14 protein-coding genes are annotated in these 17,815 nt (G+C 50.3%); 4 read left to right on the top strand and 10 right to left on the bottom strand.

The genetic code is table 11. From position 1 onward, the window contains the following. Positions 1-13: 13 nt before the first annotated feature. The 4 genes from Kalk_RS14805 to Kalk_RS14790 all read right to left on the bottom strand — a co-directional run bounded on the left by Kalk_RS14805 (position 14) and on the right by Kalk_RS14790 (position 4,600). On the bottom strand, positions 14-835 hold the full coding sequence (locus Kalk_RS14805) for a hypothetical protein (protein ID WP_101894983.1): 822 nt from the start codon (positions 833-835) through the stop codon (positions 14-16). Positions 836-1,108: 273 nt separating this feature from the next. Continuing rightward, positions 1,109-2,557 carry a lipopolysaccharide biosynthesis protein gene (locus tag Kalk_RS14800; protein WP_267892443.1) on the bottom strand — a complete coding sequence of 483 codons (1,449 nt, stop codon included), beginning with the start codon at positions 2,555-2,557 and terminating at the stop codon, positions 1,109-1,111. Positions 2,558-2,642: 85 nt separating this feature from the next. Next, positions 2,643-3,554: a glycosyltransferase family 2 protein gene (locus Kalk_RS14795; protein WP_101894981.1), complete on the bottom strand. Its 912-nt coding sequence runs from the start codon at positions 3,552-3,554 to the stop codon at positions 2,643-2,645. 149 nt (positions 3,555-3,703) lie between these two features. After that, positions 3,704-4,600 carry a sulfotransferase family protein gene (locus Kalk_RS14790; RefSeq protein ID WP_101894980.1) on the bottom strand — a complete coding sequence of 299 codons (897 nt, stop codon included), beginning with the start codon at positions 4,598-4,600 and terminating at the stop codon, positions 3,704-3,706. A 267-nt stretch (positions 4,601-4,867) separates the two neighbouring features. Here Kalk_RS14790 and Kalk_RS14785 point away from each other — a divergent pair, with 267 nt between their 5' ends. Continuing rightward, on the top strand, positions 4,868-6,178 hold the full coding sequence (locus Kalk_RS14785) for an O-antigen ligase family protein (protein WP_158643513.1): 1,311 nt from the start codon (positions 4,868-4,870) through the stop codon (positions 6,176-6,178). Here the strand turns inward: Kalk_RS14785 and Kalk_RS14780 are convergent. Continuing rightward, positions 6,175-7,491 carry a right-handed parallel beta-helix repeat-containing protein gene (locus Kalk_RS14780; RefSeq protein ID WP_101894978.1) on the bottom strand — a complete coding sequence of 439 codons (1,317 nt, stop codon included), beginning with the start codon at positions 7,489-7,491 and terminating at the stop codon, positions 6,175-6,177. The genes Kalk_RS14785 and Kalk_RS14780 overlap by 4 nt on opposite strands. 555 nt (positions 7,492-8,046) lie before the next feature. Between Kalk_RS14780 and Kalk_RS14775 the strand changes: the two genes are divergently transcribed. The 3 genes from Kalk_RS14775 to Kalk_RS14765 all read left to right on the top strand — a co-directional run bounded on the left by Kalk_RS14775 (position 8,047) and on the right by Kalk_RS14765 (position 11,596). Next, positions 8,047-9,090 carry an SGNH/GDSL hydrolase family protein gene (locus Kalk_RS14775; RefSeq protein WP_101894977.1) on the top strand — a complete coding sequence of 348 codons (1,044 nt, stop codon included), beginning with the start codon at positions 8,047-8,049 and terminating at the stop codon, positions 9,088-9,090. Between the two features lie 79 nt (positions 9,091-9,169). Continuing rightward, positions 9,170-10,477, top strand: a complete 1,308-nt coding sequence (locus Kalk_RS14770) for an MBOAT family O-acyltransferase (RefSeq protein WP_158643512.1) — start codon at positions 9,170-9,172, stop codon at positions 10,475-10,477. A gap of 60 nt (positions 10,478-10,537) precedes the next feature. Then, the gene (locus Kalk_RS14765) at positions 10,538-11,596 is read left to right on the top strand and encodes a phosphotransferase (protein ID WP_101894975.1); all 1,059 of its coding nucleotides are present in this window, start codon (positions 10,538-10,540) and stop codon (positions 11,594-11,596) included. Positions 11,597-11,654: 58 nt separating this feature from the next. Here Kalk_RS14765 and Kalk_RS14760 read toward each other — a convergent pair whose 3' ends face one another. The 5 genes from Kalk_RS14760 to Kalk_RS14740 form a co-directional block, all read right to left on the bottom strand. Next, positions 11,655-13,037 (bottom strand): hypothetical protein, encoded by a 1,383-nt coding sequence (locus tag Kalk_RS14760; RefSeq protein WP_101894974.1) that lies wholly within the window; start codon positions 13,035-13,037, stop codon positions 11,655-11,657. A 238-nt stretch (positions 13,038-13,275) separates the two neighbouring features. Further along, entirely contained in the window at positions 13,276-14,403 is a 1,128-nt protein-coding gene (locus tag Kalk_RS14755) for a glycosyltransferase family 4 protein (RefSeq protein WP_101894973.1), read from the bottom strand. Beyond that, positions 14,400-15,611 carry a glycosyltransferase family 4 protein gene (locus tag Kalk_RS14750; RefSeq protein ID WP_101894972.1) on the bottom strand — a complete coding sequence of 404 codons (1,212 nt, stop codon included), beginning with the start codon at positions 15,609-15,611 and terminating at the stop codon, positions 14,400-14,402. Before Kalk_RS14750 ends, Kalk_RS14755 begins: the two co-directional genes overlap by 4 nt. Before the next feature lie 167 nt (positions 15,612-15,778). Further along, entirely contained in the window at positions 15,779-16,513 is a 735-nt protein-coding gene (locus tag Kalk_RS14745; RefSeq protein WP_101894971.1) for a hypothetical protein, read from the bottom strand. A 194-nt stretch (positions 16,514-16,707) separates the two neighbouring features. Beyond that, positions 16,708-17,814 carry a glycosyltransferase gene (locus Kalk_RS14740; protein ID WP_101894970.1) on the bottom strand — a complete coding sequence of 369 codons (1,107 nt, stop codon included), beginning with the start codon at positions 17,812-17,814 and terminating at the stop codon, positions 16,708-16,710. Position 17,815: the final 1 nt, after the last annotated feature.

The following is a 17,815-nucleotide window of genomic DNA, read 5'->3' as shown; positions in this document are numbered from 1 at the left end:
GGGCCGTCACTCCTTATTCCAAATTAGCGAGAAACACAATCAGCTGCTCGGCGATCCAGCGCTTGCCTGTTTCGCTCAGATGCCCGCCGTCGTCGGTATTACCCGGCGACATGGCCTCATATTGCGTGCCATTCAAGCTAAACGAAAACGATTCGCCGGTGGCAGGGTCAATGGACTCCATCCGGGCAATATCAAATATCGGATCGGCACTATAGGTTTCACGCAACAACGCGTTGTACTCGGCACGACGCACATTGTCCATCTGCTCAGGCACTTCACGCCCAATCAGGTTCTTTACCGAGGTTTTCAGACCGGTGGGCACCGATTTGACGGGCAAGGTGAAATGCACAAAGGTTGTTTCAGGAAACTTGGCCTTCAAGCCATCTACCGACGCCTGATATTGTTGGAACAGCTCCTGTGCATCACCGGCCTGGGACAAGTCCACATAGCAGAACTTCAGGAAAGCCGCATCCACCTGATTACCCAGACCGGATTCCAAAGCGCCCTGAAACTGATCAATTTTAGTCTGAGGGAAACGATTCTTTCCCACGTTCGAGTGCAAGAAAGCCCCCGGGGCAACGCTGCCGGCGCTTTCACTCTCAACAATATTCAGTTTCACTGCAGGGTTATCGGCCATGACCATGCGCAAGCCATCCAACATATTGCGGCCCACGGACTGGTGGCCAAAGAAATAAGTCTTGGAGGACATGGCTTCCAGCTTTGCAACCGGAACATCCCCTAAACGAGTCAATGGCATGTGATCTTCCCCAACGCTGTCGGCACAACCCGCCAGCCCCAATATAAAACTAAACACAATTACGATTTTTGCAGTCATAACTCACAACCTGATTTACTGTCAGTGAATTGGCTGCCGCTACCCTGAGTGGCCACTAACAACCCCTCACCCGAAATTGATGATAGATGAGAAATTAATGGCGCAGTTTACCACCCAATGGCGAAAAACGGCTGTTAAAAATACCGAACCGCACGAAAAACATTACACCCCGGCTTAATACCAGACCAAATCCGTCGGCTTTTGTTCCCAAATCGGGCTTCTGCGAGCAATATAAGCCCCATAAAATCATAACCAACTGATATTAATAATGTATTACCCGCGTGACCCGCGCACTTTATCCCCCAGGTGCTGAAATACTGACACCACAAAGGGCCACAGGCTATTACCGGTGAGCCGCAGAGAGACAAGCCAGACCGGCACCATCAGCGCGCCCGTAATCAACAGAGACAACCACGCATTCATTTGATCTAACGGAATCACCATGCCCGCCAGCCGCAACACCGTCCAACAGGCGGCGGCCACCAGCATGTTCGGAAAAAAGTGCTTCAACATCGGCCAAAAGCGAATATCCAGCGCTAATTTAAGCAAATACGATACCACCAGAAAATCTATCAGCCCCGACAGCGCCACTGCCCAGGCCACCCAGGTCAGACCATAGGGCACCGCCGCCACAATAAACCCCACCTTGACCACCAGAGACTGCAGCTCCTTGACCAAAAACAGCCGCTCCTGCCCCGCCGTCAGCAGCGCCTGCTTGGCAAAACAGTGCATTGATTGAAACATGATCCAGATCGCCAGTATGGAAGATAGCTGTGCAGAAAACGCCCACTGATCACCAAACAGCGCAGTAATCATTGCCAGCGAAGACAGACTCACCACCGCAAAGAGCGGCAAGGCTACCGCACCGACCAGCCCCACGGCATTTAAATAGGCCTCCGCCACATCGCCTCCCTCGCGCTTCACCTTTGCCAAATGAGGCAACGCCACAGGGCCCACGGCCTTAACCACCACATCATTGAGAAACAGAATCAACCCCAGCCCTCGCGAGTAGATACCCACATTATTCATCGTAGACAGGCGCCCCAGAATCAGGTCATTACTGTTCTGCGAACTCAACAGGAAGAGGTTGCTGAGACTGATTTGCATTCCGGCAGAAAACACCTTACCCAGATTGCGAAACGAAGGTATCCAGCTCATCTCCGCTGGGCGATATAGAGTGATCATGGCGAATTCCATCAGCACCCCGGCCAGGGTGCCCCAAGCAAGCCCGTAATAACTGAAGTCATACAGCACCAGTCCAATCGAGACACCATTTCTTACCAGGCAACCGGCCAGCTCGATTTTCAATATGGAATCAAATTTCATGCTGCGAGCCAGCAATGAAAAGGGAATGGTCGAAAACGGTGCAACAAAGAAAGGTACCGCGATGATACAAATCAGATCGCCAAGATCAGGCTGACCATAAAAGTCCCCGATCCAGGGCGAGGCAACCATAAATATCAGGCCCAGGGTCCACGACATAATGACCATCACCCCAACCACCGTTTTCACTTTTTGGCGATCAATGGACCTTTCACGTACCAAGTACTCCCCCACCCCGAACGTTCGCAAAGATGTAGCCACAAACGCCAACGATGTGGCGACCGCAAACACCCCCACTTCCTCGGGTGTCAGCAGCCGCGCCAGTATGGCAATGGAGATAAAGCTGATCACCTGAAGGGAATATTTATTCAACATTGAATAAAAAATTGCCTGCCGCATTTCGCTCATAAGTTACTGACTCAATTATGGTTTTCTGAGTAGAATTGACGGTTAGGCACAACGCCCACAGACAGGGGCCAATGCACTAGGCGCGCCCATAAAGTCCCAACCCATGCAGCACAAACTTCACGGATGACTTCAGGGCACGAATAGCATGATCGCGGCTGGATGGCTGCTGAAGAAAGGCGCCAATGGCACACTTGAGTGCAAAAGAGTAATCCCCCTCCTCTTCTGCGATCTGGGAGCATATTCCCATGGATTTGGCTTTAGTCACCGGCTTCAGGTGACTCTTATGGGCCGCAACCCCTTGTGGAGAGAATATTTTATCTATGACCTTCAGATGATTTGGAAGCGTTTTACGAGTACTTCTTGATGTGGATGCTGCATGCACACGATACCGGACCATCGGTTCGTCGAGATAGGCAATAGGATGTTCACCCGCCACTCGCATCCAAAGATCCCAGTCCTGAATAGACCTCAGCGACCGATCAAAGCCACCGATGTCCAAAAACACATCACGCCGAATCATAACAGAGGAGGTGCCGATGAAATTACAACATATGAGCGCATCCAGCACCTCGCCGGAAAGCTTGTCATTCAACTCGCTATCGCGCTTGCCGTCGTTCACCCCGCCCATAAAGATTGAGTCAGTGTACGACCAGCTACATCCGCCCAACCCCTGGATTTGTTTCTCTATTTTGTCTGGCTGCCAGAGATCATCGGCATCCAGAAAGGCGATCCAGCTGCCATTGGCCTTTTCCACCCCAAGGTTACGCGCAGCGGCCGGGCCTGCATTCGCCTGCTGAACCACCACCACCCGTTCACCGTAGGATTTCAAGATCTCTACAGAATCGTCAGAGGAGCCATCATCTACGGCAACGACTTCAAGATTTTTATAGGTCTGATTGAAAATACTATCCAGGGTATCCCGGAGATGATCCGCCGCGTTGTACACCGGAACCACTACACTGACTAAACCGATCGCACTCTCTTCCATTACGAGCCCCCATACTCTACAGGCGAATCACCGGGGCTCATTCTATCCGTTCCCATGCCAATACCCAACCCTCAGTTGCCGGGTAATAAGGCTTAGGCTAATGACAGAGGCATGGCGTCGATTAATGCTTCAATCAGACCCACACAGAATCAGTTGCGCCAATCAGGATAATGTCGGTCCATCATTGGGCCGCAAATCTCATCGAATTGCGCCTGCTGGCGCACTGTCCATTGCGTGTAATCCGATGAAAGCTTGCCCTGGTTTGCCAACGGCAGCTCCTTACCCGACCATTGCAACCCAACAGTCGACACCAGACGGGCGCGCTCTTGGGCGGAGGCAACCAGATCCTCCAAACGAAACGTGGCATCTGCACACTGCGTCATATTGTCGGTGGTTAACCGCCACAAATGACAGCAATTCTCAAATCGATCCTTGCTGAACACTGGCTTAATCTGATTCCACAGGCTGTTGTCATCATACCACCCCCGATTCATGCCCGACTGGACCACTCGTCGACCATCACGCACAAGGTGCACAACGTAATCGGCATGAATGGCATCGGGACACAACGCGTAATAAGGCGCAGACTCGATATCGTGCATCATATCCCGAGCGATCTTGCTGATACCCTCAGCATCGCCAGCCACGAGCAGCGGCAGGATAAATTCATGCAATGTCTCGTGGCGGGCATTCACGACCTTGTTATTCTGATCAAGCATGCCATCAAGAAACTGTGATATCGCCTGTGTTCCACAACGCCCGGACCCAGAAATCAGCACTCGCCGACTCACCTGCTGATCCAGCACATAGTTCTCATCTTTATCGATAAGCCCCCTGATACCAGAGCGCCCAACCTTCACAACATCCGAGCAGCTTTCCGTCACAGCATCGATACTGAGGCGATCCAGATGCTTGGGGAATCGCAGCTTACGCTCCTTCCCAGCCTCATTCACCGTCAACACCAAATCACGCTTCCATTCTCTGCACAGTTTGTACGCCAATAAGCAGTTATCAGACACTGCCAACTCTACCGCGGTAGCTTTCATCCTGTCACGCCCTCGCTCGTTTGCTTTAGATCACTGATGACAACCTCAAGTTTGCTAAAGCTTGAACCCGAAATGTGACGTTTCAATGATAACTTCCGAAGTGTTATGCTGCGCCACACAGGGAAATCACTATACTTCACTTAAACACTATCCTTATTCGGCAACGGCAACTAACGCGCCGAGCCAAAACGTATTACAACCAGTATCAAATACTTACGCATGCTGAATCTAACATTATTCATCGTTTCATATCTAGGCGGGTTCATCATGGCTTTCACCAGCCATACTGCCTGGGCGTTCATGCTTTACCAATTCATATACTTCATGAACCCTTTGGGACGTTGGTGGAGCTACATGATACCCAGCATCAGCTATTCGTTCTTCACCGTAATATTGATGCTGATCGTGTTCACCTGGAAATTGAAAGAGCACAGCCAAAACCGGCTGATGGCGGCTCCGCAGTTCAAATGGATATTCATGATCGCAGCGGGCTATGCTATTGCATCCGGCTACGCTTCGCTGCCCTCTGTCCACAGTGACGCCACCATTAACTTCATCAAAATGGTGGTTATTCTTTCTGTTGCTTATAAATTGGTGGATACCAGCAACAAACTGGATGGCATTCTGTATGCCTACATTGCAGGCACAGCGTATATTGGATACTTGGCCTACCAAGTTGGCCGGGACAGCACCGGACGAGTAGAAGGCATAGGCACCGTCGATGCGCCTGACTCCAACGGCATTGCTGCGGCCATCGCGCCGTCCGCCGTCCTCTGCCTGTATTTTTTCTGGATACACAACAAAAAGCTGGCCAAATTCTCCATCGCGGTCGCCGGAGCCTTTATCGCCAACGCCATCGTATTGATCAATAGCCGAGCATCATTCCTGGCTATTATTGGCGGAAACCTGTACTTCCTCGCGTACATGTTTTTTTCATCCCATCAACGCACCAATCAAAAAAGCTCCGCCGTGGCCGTAGTTTTTATGGGGTTAATTGCAGCCAGCTTTCTAATTGACCAAACCGCTATTGAGCGCTTTTTATCCATAAAAGAACAAGAGATGACCGAAGAGCAACAAACGGGCGCTACACGGGTATTTTTCTGGATCGCCGCAATGGACATGGCCAAGGATCACCCCTTTGGAGCCGGTGCCGCAGGCTTTGAAGCCCATGCACCGGAATACCTGCCTGAAGACATGGACACAGGGTTCAGCCGCAACCGAAGCGTCCACTCCACCTGGTTTGAAGCGCTCACCGACCTGGGTTACCCCGGCATATTCATGTTGATTATGTTGCTGTACTCCAGCTTTTGGGCAACGCGGCAAACCAAAAAGGAGCTAGCAAGAAGAAAAGACTTCGACAATTACTACAAGGTGGTTGCGATAGAGGGTGCCCTTATCTCTTTCATCATCGCCATGTCATTTATGAATCGATTCCGGGCAGAACTACTGTACTGGTGCGTGCTGTTTACCGCCTGCGCTTACAACATCTACGTAGTCAAGCAAATTGCAGAGGAAGAACCCGCCAACTCACGTCGACGGGTTCGACAAACAAGATCACCACAACTCAAAGGATCTTAATTACCCTGCACCTGCACATTTTCAGGTGGGCGCGGTGGTGACATCGCCGTAAATTCGTGAGCACCAACGTCTACCGAACCCGCCCCACTGCGCTGAGTTCCATCGACATCCGTCGGCGCATAGGACACAGCATCCACCACATTCATGACCGCAGTTGCCGTCTCTCTCAGACGCAGATCACCGTTACCCGGATTAACAAACAGCGCCTGCGCCGCACCGGACGCATTGCCCGTTGCTGCGTAAGTAGCTGAGTTTCTTGATCCTATGGAGGCATCAAACAAATTATTAATGGCCTGTGCCCCAGAGGTATTGAAACGGAACTCGATGGAGCGATTAAGGTTGCCATTGGTCAAAATGGTGTTGTGGGCAACCACACTGTTGGGTGAGTTCCACACGATGATGGCACCATCTGAACTGGAGGTGCGGCTGGAAGAATACAAGCCGCTGCGATAATAGATCATATTGTTGCGAATAACGCCGCCCTCATGATCATAGCCTTCTGAACGCTGCATCAAACCAAATGCCACCGCCCTGTCCACATCAACAAAAACGTTATTCTCTACCACGCTGCCTGACGCACCGTTCCACATAAGAATGGCAGGATTCCAAAGGTTATTGGCCGAATCAGGGGTATGAAAGTTCTCGAAGCGATTACCGCTGATGCGCCAGTTGTCACCGGCATGCACATCAACGCCATTGGTATAACCGGTCCCGCCCCCATGGTTTGTTGCTGGCGGCGCTACCTCATAACGAAACAACGAATTGATCACCACCCCGTCATTCACCCCATTAGAGTAGGAGGTCGGATTCGACTTGATAAACTGAGTACCTGTATTAATCAAAGCGACGCTGTTGATGGTTGGCGCGTAGGCTCCAGAATTAAACACAATCCCATGCTGATAGGTATCGCGTATGGTTAGATTCATCACCGTTAAGTTCTGGGCGTCTGACCAGATGCCATGTGTCACGCCCCCATTATCGGCGTTATCCATGCCTCGCCCCGCCAATATGACCGCACCACAATCTGAGCCATTGCCCATGATAGTGACATTATTGCGTCTTAAATAGAGCGTTCTTGACAGGCTATAGGTGCCCGGAGCCAGGCGAATGGTAGAATTGTTCTGCAGATTCGAGACCGCATCGTTGAGCTCACTCACAGACGAGACATCGACAACGGTGCCACTCGCTGCTGGCAAGCTGCTGCGATCCAGGCAGGGATCGACCGCTGCAAATACCGACACGGGCATCAACAGCAAAAACGACAACACTGATGCCACGGAAATTCGAAAAGAATATTGATTAAGAACGTTCATATTAAATAGCTCTATGGTGAAGCAAATTATCTAAAACCAGCTGTAAAAATATAGTAAAAAGGCCATTTCTGCAGCCAGCAGATCCGTTTTTTGTGAAGTGTGGTACTTAATTCTTACCAACCGTGAGAACTACCTACCAAGGCTGGAGACTTATCCCATCGCCCAGAGGCCCGGCCGCGATACGGCTGCCTAACACGCTTCACATCTGAAATATCCACCGCAAAGTGATGCTTCACCCAAAACAGAGGAGCACCGTCGTGGATATTTACCCTGATCCGGCTGACATAATACCATTGCATCATTCGGTCTATTGACTAATGTACCCACATATCGGAAAATTCTGCTCAATTTGAAAGCAGGTCAGAAGCTTCAACTGCAGAATTTTCAACAAGTTACAACGCTTCACAATCATTGATTAGTGCAACAACACCACCCCGCCCTCGACTGATACCGACATCATAAGGCGCGGCGCAGGTTTCTGGTTGCTTTCATGCGATGCAAAGGCCCCACCGGGATGCAGTTTTCTTCATCGCGCCAACACTGACAGGAACCTTCATGAAAAACAGCGCCGCACGGACATTTTACCAATATCTCATAATCGCTGTGTCGGTCATGCTTATCATAGAAACCGGTCTCGAATATCGACACTACCGACTGGGCTACGACACCCCAATTTTCGGCCCGCAGCCAGAGCAATCCAAACCAACACAAAAAAACGATACCGTCTCCAAGTATGGCCCCGCCAAGGATTTTCCGTTTCGCAGCGAAATCATCCCAACCGAAAAAAACAACAACTTACGAATCTGGATCGCCTCTGCCTCCCACGCTTATGGCGGCAGGGTGCCACCTGATAAAATATTCCCCAACGCAATATGCGAACGCTTAACTCCGCCCATACCCTGCCAATCCATCAATGGCAGTGATAACGGTATGACCATCGCTGGCAACATTCGCCTGCTGCGCAAATACGCTCCACTGTATCAACCGGACTACGCAATCCTGTACCAAATGAGCATGATCATTTCGGACCAACAGAGACAGCTTACCCAAGGCACAACCTCCAGCCAGCAAACCAGCAATAGTATTATGGACTTCTCGCCGGCCGTTAAACTGTTCGAATCGCTATCGCTGTATGTGCATCTATCCGACTACATAGGCAATAACATCAAACTGCGAGGAAACCTGAAAGAACGCCTGCCGGAAGCAATGGATCAGGATTTCGAGGAAAACATACTTACGTTCATTCAGGCTTGTCGAGAACTGCACATTAAACCGGTACTGACCACGTTTGCCCTATCCCATGATTTAAGCAACATCGATGAGATGTCGCGCACCGAGATCACCAACTTTGTGAAGTATCAGGCCTACCTATCCCCCACAGGCTGGATCAAAACAATCAATCACTACAACACGCTCATGAAAAAGATCGGTACAGAACAGGGCGTTGATGTGATTGATGTAGGCCAGGCATTGAACGGAAAACCAAACTACTTTATCGACTACGTGCATTTCACTGCAGATGGACACCACATCATAGCTCAGGTCATCAGCGACACACTGAACCAAATTCTTGCTCAGGAGCCCGGGCGTGACATTTAACTCCTTACCTTTTGCACTTTTCCTACCGATATTTTTAATACTGTTTTACGCATGCTGCACCAAGCAGAGATTGCGCGACGTGCTTCTACTGACCGGCAGCTATTTCTTTTATATGTCTTGGTACTGGCAATACGCGGGCCTGATTGCACTGTCTACCATTGTCGATTTTGCCATCGGTAGAAAACTGCATTACGAAACCAATGAAAAGAAAAGGAAACTGCTGGTACTTGCCAGCCTCGTGCTCAACCTGGGCATATTGGCCATATTCAAATACTTTAATTTCTTTTTTGATGCCAGCAGATCCATGTTTGCGCTTGTTGGCATCGATATCCCCGAAATTTACCACCAGTTGTTGCTGCCGGTTGGAATATCTTTTTACACATTCCAAACCCTTAGCTACACATTGGATATCTATCGCAAAAATCTAAAACCCGAGCATTCCTTTGTTAAATTTGCGGTATTTGTATCGTTCTTTCCCCAGCTTGTGGCCGGCCCTATCGTACGGGCAAAAGACTTTCTGCCACAGATCGACCTCCCAACCAAAGTAAGCGCAGAGCAATGGGAATCAGGGCTAAAACTGGTGTTCATTGGGCTCTTCAAAAAGATCGTCATCGCTGATCTGTTAGCCTACTTGGCCGTGGATGCCGTATTCGAAAACCCCAGCGCCTATTCTTCATGGGATCTTCTGATTGGGTTGTATGCCTACACGTTCCAGATCTACTGCGATTTTTCAGGCTACTCCGACATTGCTATCGGCGTCGCCTTGATGCTGGGCTTTATATTGCCACCGAACTTCAACCGGCCCTACCTGGCACAATCACCTTCTGACTTCTGGAAGCGCTGGCACATTTCACTATCCAGCTGGCTAAGGGATTATCTCTACATATCATTAGGGGGCAACCGAGGCTCAACGCTGTTCACCGCACGCAACCTGATGATCACCATGGTACTTGGCGGACTGTGGCATGGTGCCGCATTCAACTTTATTTTGTGGGGCGCTTTCCACGGCTGCATCCTGATATTCACTCGAAATATCGTCGTCGAGTCACAATTTAACGGCAAGATGCTCGCCAAAATCTTGATCAACTTCCATTTAATTGTCTTCAGCTGGCTGCTTTTCCGCGTCACCAGCATCGAGAATTTCACTGATTACGTGAGCGGATTCTTCCAGTTTACTGGTGGATCCCAATTCAATGGGTTGCTATACGGCATACTTGGCCTTGCTGCACTGGTTCATTTCACTCCCCGCTCACTGATTGACCGGGCTGTGAACAAATACCTTGATCCAATGGCTATACCACTGAAATCACTTGTCTATGTTGGATTGATATTTCTGTTTGTTGGTGCATCCATCGGTGCACCTTCATTCATTTACTTCCAGTTTTAAGCGGATTTTCACCAACTTTTTGATATCGATCAGCAGGCTCGCTATTCGGAATTCTCATTAATGACCAGCTCAGCTTTCAACACCAACGAAATTCAGGACATACTACAGCACTTCGAGTTTTATCAAGGCACGCTCGACGAGCTATCAGTAGTCCCTCAGCGCCTGACAAATCAGAATGCGCGATTTCGTATCGGCGACAAACAATGGGTCATTAAACGCTATGATGCCGACAACGCACCAAAGAACCTCGCACTGTCACACGAACTACAAAAACACTTAGCCAGCGAAGGGTTCCCGGCGGCAACATTGGAGTTGACCAAGAATGGCGAGAGCTTGGTTCGCCGTGGCCAGCATCTGTACTCGGTTCACCAATGGATTCGAGGGCGGCACCACAACCATATCGAAACTGGCGAAACGATCTCTGAAAAACTAATCTGCGAAGTCGCTGCAAACCTGGGCCGCTTCCACTGCATTGCCTCAAAGCACTATGAAAGCAGGATCGAACCAGACTTGGCTAACGCAAAAGCGCTCCTGCAGTCTCCGCTTGAGAATGCAAACGCCATCTGCGCCAAAAATCGTCTGGGAATTCGTGGGGACTCCCTGCTGAAATGGAAACTCTTCAAATCCCCAATGGATCGATGGTTGCTCACAACATTTCCAAAGTTTCAGCGCCTCGCAGAGCAATTAGCTCGCATACCGCTGGCACAGGGCTCTGCACTGCAAGAAGTAGTATTAACTCATAACGACATAAACTGGCTGAATCTGATTTTTGATGACCATGAATCGTTAATCGCCATCATCGATTTCGACAACATCCAGTTTGCACCGAGACAGGCTGAAATCGGTTCAGCCGCTTTGGTTGTTGCCGGTGGAAACACAAGTCATCGATCTCTTTTCTTAGAACATTATGAGCGATCATCCGGCCTCAGCGTCGATCCGGACGCGGTAAGAATCAGTATGCTGGTGCGCAGCGCAAGATCGTTTTTGTGGTCTATGCAGGCTTATCGTAGCAAAGCAGTCAACGATATAGACATGCTCAGTACATGGATGCACTTTCTGGACAGCACGTTAGATCAATTTATATCCGACCCGGATTTCCGACATTTGCTGCAACATTAGAAGAACACCCAAATTCAGCCCAAAAAAAAAGCCCCTCATTTGATTGAGGGGCTTTTTTTTATTCGTCTACTCGTTGCACTCCTGGGTTAGCAGGAGGTAACGGGGGTGAAGGGGTGCTAACTCGAAACGCTACAATGAGTGGCGTCCAAGATACCGAGTTGGTGTCGCCTCGACGCAAAGACAAGTACAACAGGCCACTGGCCTCATCATAGGCACCACCAATGACAGGCGTGTCTGTGCTATGGGGATACGATACAGAGGCTTCCAGGCTGCCGTAGGCGTAGGGCATCACTTCATAGGAACGCATCTGCCCATTCTTAACTCGATACAGGTCATTCATATCCCAAAGCCAGTAATAATTAGCTGCATCATCGGGGTTTACCGGACAATAACCGCCACACAAGTTGCCGTCAGTCTGAGTGATTTTATAACCGACGCCACTTTGCATGCCTGAGCTGGATCCGATCGTCATGTAAGTTCGGGTGCCAGGCACAATAAACCCATACGCGGCACGTGACATGTGGTTCCAAAGATCGTTATTCCGATCCCGGTTATACAAATAATCACTGACATCCTGCGAACCTGCACCCAACGGGTTTTCCAAGCTGAAATCCAGCAATGTAGTGGTTGGTATGGTAGAGGATGAAGCGCCATTCAACATAGAGGTGGGATTAAACGCAAACCCGGAAGGGCCCACACTCCAGCGACTGATGATTGGCAAACCACTGGCTGCACCTGTGATATAAGTGCCACCCAACACATCATGCCATTCATCGGGGGCCCTTGAGATCCAGCCGGCACCGTGGGCGGACACGTCGTAACCGTGATATCCACCAATGGCCGAGGATGAGAGTCTGGCTGCGTCACGAACCACTAATGTGGTGTGGGAACCCACGCGGCCAGCATCGTAATAAATGTAGGTATTTACAAGCAATTGACCGTTGATGTATTCCAAACCGCCAATGCGATCCATATCCTGCGGGTTGCCCGTTGCCGGGCGATCCAGCAACTCACTGAAATTCTGCACCACAGACGCAGTATTCATGCTCGACACGTTCATGCTGTCAACCAAGGTAGGAATACGGAATTCAGCAACTGCCTGATCCCTCGCATGGCCAACCACGTAAATCGATTCACCATTTGCACCAAGCGCTATGGGGCCTTCCGAATACGTAGCATTCGACTCACCCAGCGTTGACGATGGCAGCCTGAATCCACCAACGTAGTCCAAATTTCCTATCTGAAACAACGGCCTCCTTTCTAACACCGATATATCTGCAGAAAAGCCTGCCGAACTCATCAGGAGAAAAAGGCTACCAAATAGTGCTTTGTTTTGAATCATTTCAATCGACCAACTAGTGCGCTGTTTACTGGACAACACCTTCGCAAAGTTGAAGCTGCGATAGTTGCTGTGCTTGATGAGATCATAGACAAGTATCATTACACTTCCAACCTAACCACCGTGGAAAAAGCGTCGATATAGAGACGCTTCACAGTTTTCGCGATGATTGGTGCTCAATCTTGCCCAAAAGTCACATACCGAGCAGTCGGCCTCCAGCGCGAAGGGAAAGCCTTTCACCAGCCAGAAAATCACAACATTGTACCCGGTTCTAGCTAAACTTACCAAAGTAGGAAATGGATCTAGCCGCCACGCTCTTAGTACAAAAAGGGAACACTGATCAAGGGAGCGTCTGGAGGATGTCGCTTAACATCTTATCGGCAATGTTCCCCCACAAATAACCATTCTGCGCAATTTCACGGCTCTTCTCACCAAAATTGCCCGCTAATTCAGCATCTTGCAGCAACTTAACCATCGAGCCAGCAAGCCCATCCACATCCCCAATCTCAACAACAAAGCCATTCTCACCCTGATGAACAACCTCTGGGGGGCCACCTTGATTGGAGGTAACGATGGGCAGTCCGGCGGTCATGGCTTCAATGATGACGTGCCCTGCACGCTCAAACCGATGAGGAAGGACAAACACAGAAGCTCTGCGATACAGATCCTTAAGCTGTTCAATGTCTGAGATCAACCCGGTTAGCTCGAGATTGGGGTGCGGCTCTAACTCATAGTGATCGGCGTTCTCACCCACAACGATGAAGCGCGCATCGGGTATTTGCTCAACCACCTTGGGTATGGCCTCACGCAAGTAATCCATCCCCTTGCGAAGAAATTCGTTACCGACAAACAAAACAATCTTTTCGGTACGATTCTGACTAAGGCTCTCGTGGGAAAGATTAATGCCGATTGGGCCCCAGCCAACTGCTACCGCCTTCGACTCAGGAATATCATGACTTTCCAGCGTTTGCTCTCGGGTCCACTGGGACATACAGAATACGCGCTTGGCATCCTCATAACTTTCCCGCTGAGCGCGGTTGAACGCCAGCCGCGGCTTATCAAGCCCCGGAGCATCAACTGGATCAAACGGGTCAAGATGCTTATTACAGCTTTGATCAATGTAATAATAGAACGGCTTATCCTGAAAGGCGGTGTTCTTAACTGGGTGCATCCAACTGCCCCACATGAGCAACGCATCGAACGGCCGATCCAGCTTTTTCAGGGCCTTGACTACATTTGCACGCCGCCCGGCCTGCACCACAGGATGCCATTGGTAGCGAGTCCACCACACTCCACGGTCGGGGTGATAGGTCAACAAAGCTGCAAGATACTTATACTGAGGTGCAATAGGGTCATAATCGATCTTGATCAATTCACCAACTCTACTGCGAAGCTCCTGCTCAAGATTGCCAGAACGCTTGTCATTGGATGCCAATACAAGAGTGATGTCTTTCGCTTCACGAATCATTCTGCTGATTGCTCCAAAACACTTTCGATCGCTTTGCAGGCGTAACGCCCCAAAGCACTCCAATCATACTGATTTTCAACCAAAGCCCGCCCATGGGTTGCCAGGCTCATAGCCAATTCAGGGTGCGCAACCAAATGATCAATCGCCTCAGAAAAGTCTTCGCGTTCAGCTATCCACAGATGTTTACCATGCTCACATGCTATGCCTTCGCAGCCCGTTGCTGTACTTACAACAGGCAAGCCTGCCGCAAAAGCCTCCAGTATTTTCAGGCGAGTGCCACCACCAGAATCCAGCGCCACCACCAACATGGAGGCTTCTGCCAGATATACGCCGATATCCGGAACATTGGCGTGCACTTCCACACCGGGAATCTCGCCCAGCTCCAACACTGACTTGTCGGGATCGCGCCCCACGAGCTTCAATACTGCCTGAGGATGACGCTCTCGAACTTTACCAATAACCTCATGCGCAAGATACTTCGCCGCCTGGGCATTGGGTTGCCAGGATAGCGCTCCGATATATAACAGTACCGGGGCGCTGTGCGATCGCCCCAGCGGTAACGAAAAGTAACTGGAGCAATCCACGCCGTTTGCCACCAGATGCACGTTAGAGTTTCCCAATTCCGTAAAGTCTTTCTGCTCTTCTTGGGATACTGTCATCAAGCCCGAAGCCTGGGTTGCAACTTCCTTTTCGATTTTAGCCAGCAGCCTGGCCTCTCGATGCAGATACCAGCGACGAATACCCTGATGTTCCTCTGCGACTCGCTCCGCCAACAGGGAATAAACGTTATGCAAATCTACAATAATGTTTTGATCTGGGAACAGGTCATGAAACGCAAAAGGATCCAAGTGATCCAGGTAAATCGCATCATAATTGGTGTTGTGCAGTTCCATCTGGATAGCACGACGCACTTCCGCACGGTTGTGCCTATGGTACATAACATAAGGCTCGGATTTGAGCGCCGCAACCAACGCCCTTTTCGCCTCTGCAGGCACTGAACGCGGCCCCACCTTTACATTCAATACCCGCACCCCGACAGATTGCAGCTGCTGCACGCCAGGTGCATCGCTCGGCAGTTCCGGCACCACCAGCGTCAGGTCAAAATTCTGGGCAATGGATTTCAGGATGTGATAGGTACGAATATGGCCCCCGGTGTTGAGCGGCCATGGCAATTCACTGGTAATCGCTAAAATCTTAGGCTTTTTCATACATTTACAAGGGAATGAGGATGCTAGCGGGATGCCGCAAAAAACGTTGGCATGATAACAAGTCCATGCTGAACATGCGAGCGCGCGGCCATATCGAGCCAGTACTGAAAAACGCAGGCTGAGGCCGACAACCTGCGCTACCCTATACGCTCAGTGAAATGATACCCTCACGCTGAACGTCGATTTCGGCGCACTGCCACTCCAAGCGCAGCAACAAGCAAGAGAAATACGCTGGGCTCACTGACGGATTCGGGCAAAGAGGTATCACGCACCAGCCAGCTACCAAACGGGCCACCATTCAGGTCAGGGCTATCAGGAGACAACGTGATGAATGCCTCACCATCACTCCACTCGCCAAAAAACGACTCAACCTCCAACGAGGCCAATCCTACCTGCCCAGGAATACCATAATCGTAATACGCAGAGGTTGCATAAAAAGTGAAGTCTGGATAGGGAGAATCATTAAAGGTATCACCAACGAGCCCAATCAGATCAGCAATAGCCTGATCCGCTCCCGGTGTTCCCAGCGTTATACCTGCAGAAACGAAAAACAGGGTTTGCAGCTCAGACGCTGTAGCAAATCGAAACCCTTCGTAGATGCCACCGCTGGCAAGCTGCGAGGTAACCTGATTGTAGCTCCCGCCACCACTGGCAAGGCCGAGCACAGGATCAAGCCACTCCAGCCCGGTATCCGTATCATAAGTGATGGTGTCAGCACCGAAGCTGGAATCCGCAGATATCAGCAGGGCCTGTGCATTACTGTGCATTAACAGCGATGCAAGCAGCGCGCACGCGCTAATGACAATGCGACGATTTCCAAAGGCCTGCTTGCGAGATGACGACACAGAACCTGTAGAACCGACAAAAAATAGCGCAAACCTGACAGCTTTATAAATATTCATAGTTCCCCCAGCCCGACATGACACCCATTTCCCTGGGTGCTTGAACGATCAATATAGTATACGGATCTTAACACTACGTTAATTACCGTCTGTCAAAAAACATCTAAAGTTTCTGTTTATTTTTCACATAGACTGCATCTTCATTGACCCTGAGCAACCATACCCCCCCAATCGCCTTAAACTCTCGGGGTCGCTTAGGGGCTCAACAGCCTGGCGTACAACGACTCATAGCAGTTCACCATATTAGCCAAGGTAAAACGCGCTTCGTAGGCGGCCCGGGCCTTACCGCCAAGGGCTTGTCGCAACGATGACGATGCAGCCAATTTCAGCATGGCTGTTGCAAGCGCCTGCTCATCATCGTTTGGCGTTAACAGTCCGGACACTCCGTCCTCTATGATTTCCGGGGTCCCACCAACCGCTGTCGCTATCGATGGTTTTGCAAAACACATAGCCTCAAGCAGTGTCATTGAGGTGCCCTCGCTTAATGACGGCAACAGAAACACATCCATGAGCGCCAGATATTGCTGCGGCTTAGGCTGGAATCCAGTAAATATTACGGCATGACGGATTTCCAGCTCATCCACCAACGACTCCAATTCAACCCTTGAGGGGCCATCACCCACAATCAGCATCCTGACGTGCTCAAACGTCTTCAAGCAATGAGCAAACGCCCGCAACATCATTGTCTGATTTTTGATCGGGTCAAGACGCGAGATCGTACCGAACACGGTATGACCTGATTCAAGGCCAAGCTCAAGCGCCAGCGAATCCGATGGCTGGCAAATGCTGTCAGCCATCCCGTTGTAAATCACCTCAATGCATGACGCACTAAAGTTCTCATAAGTCACTAATGCCTGTTTGGTGGCTCTGGAAATACTGGTTATAGCGGCAGTTCGCGTTTGCAGAATGGGGTTGATCAGCTTCCGCTTGGTGCTACTAACATCAGGATAGAAGCGACCATGTTCGGTAAAAATCACCGGCTTACCGGTGAACATCGACCCAAACCAGCCATAGGTATAGGGGGTATATTGATGCGCATGCACAATATCCACGCTCTGGCTCAGCACCAGGCTACGAATTGACCTGATCAAGCCGATATCAAACCCAGGCTGCCGCTGGAGGCAATGATGCTTAATACCAGCCGCCTCAAGCTCTTGTCCCCACGGGCCAACCTGCCCATCAATGCAGAGTACCGATGAGCGAAATTTCTGCCCGTTCAGGCCCAACACCAGGTTCTTGATGACTTGCTCGGTGCCACCAATGTTCATGTCATAGGTGATATGCAGTATGTGCTTCGACATG

Source organism: Ketobacter alkanivorans (assembly GCF_002863865.1).
Classification (GTDB): domain Bacteria; phylum Pseudomonadota; class Gammaproteobacteria; order Pseudomonadales; family Ketobacteraceae; genus Ketobacter; species Ketobacter alkanivorans.
The sequence above is the reverse complement of the archived record's forward strand: the minus strand, read 5'-3'. Positions and strand labels throughout refer to the sequence as shown.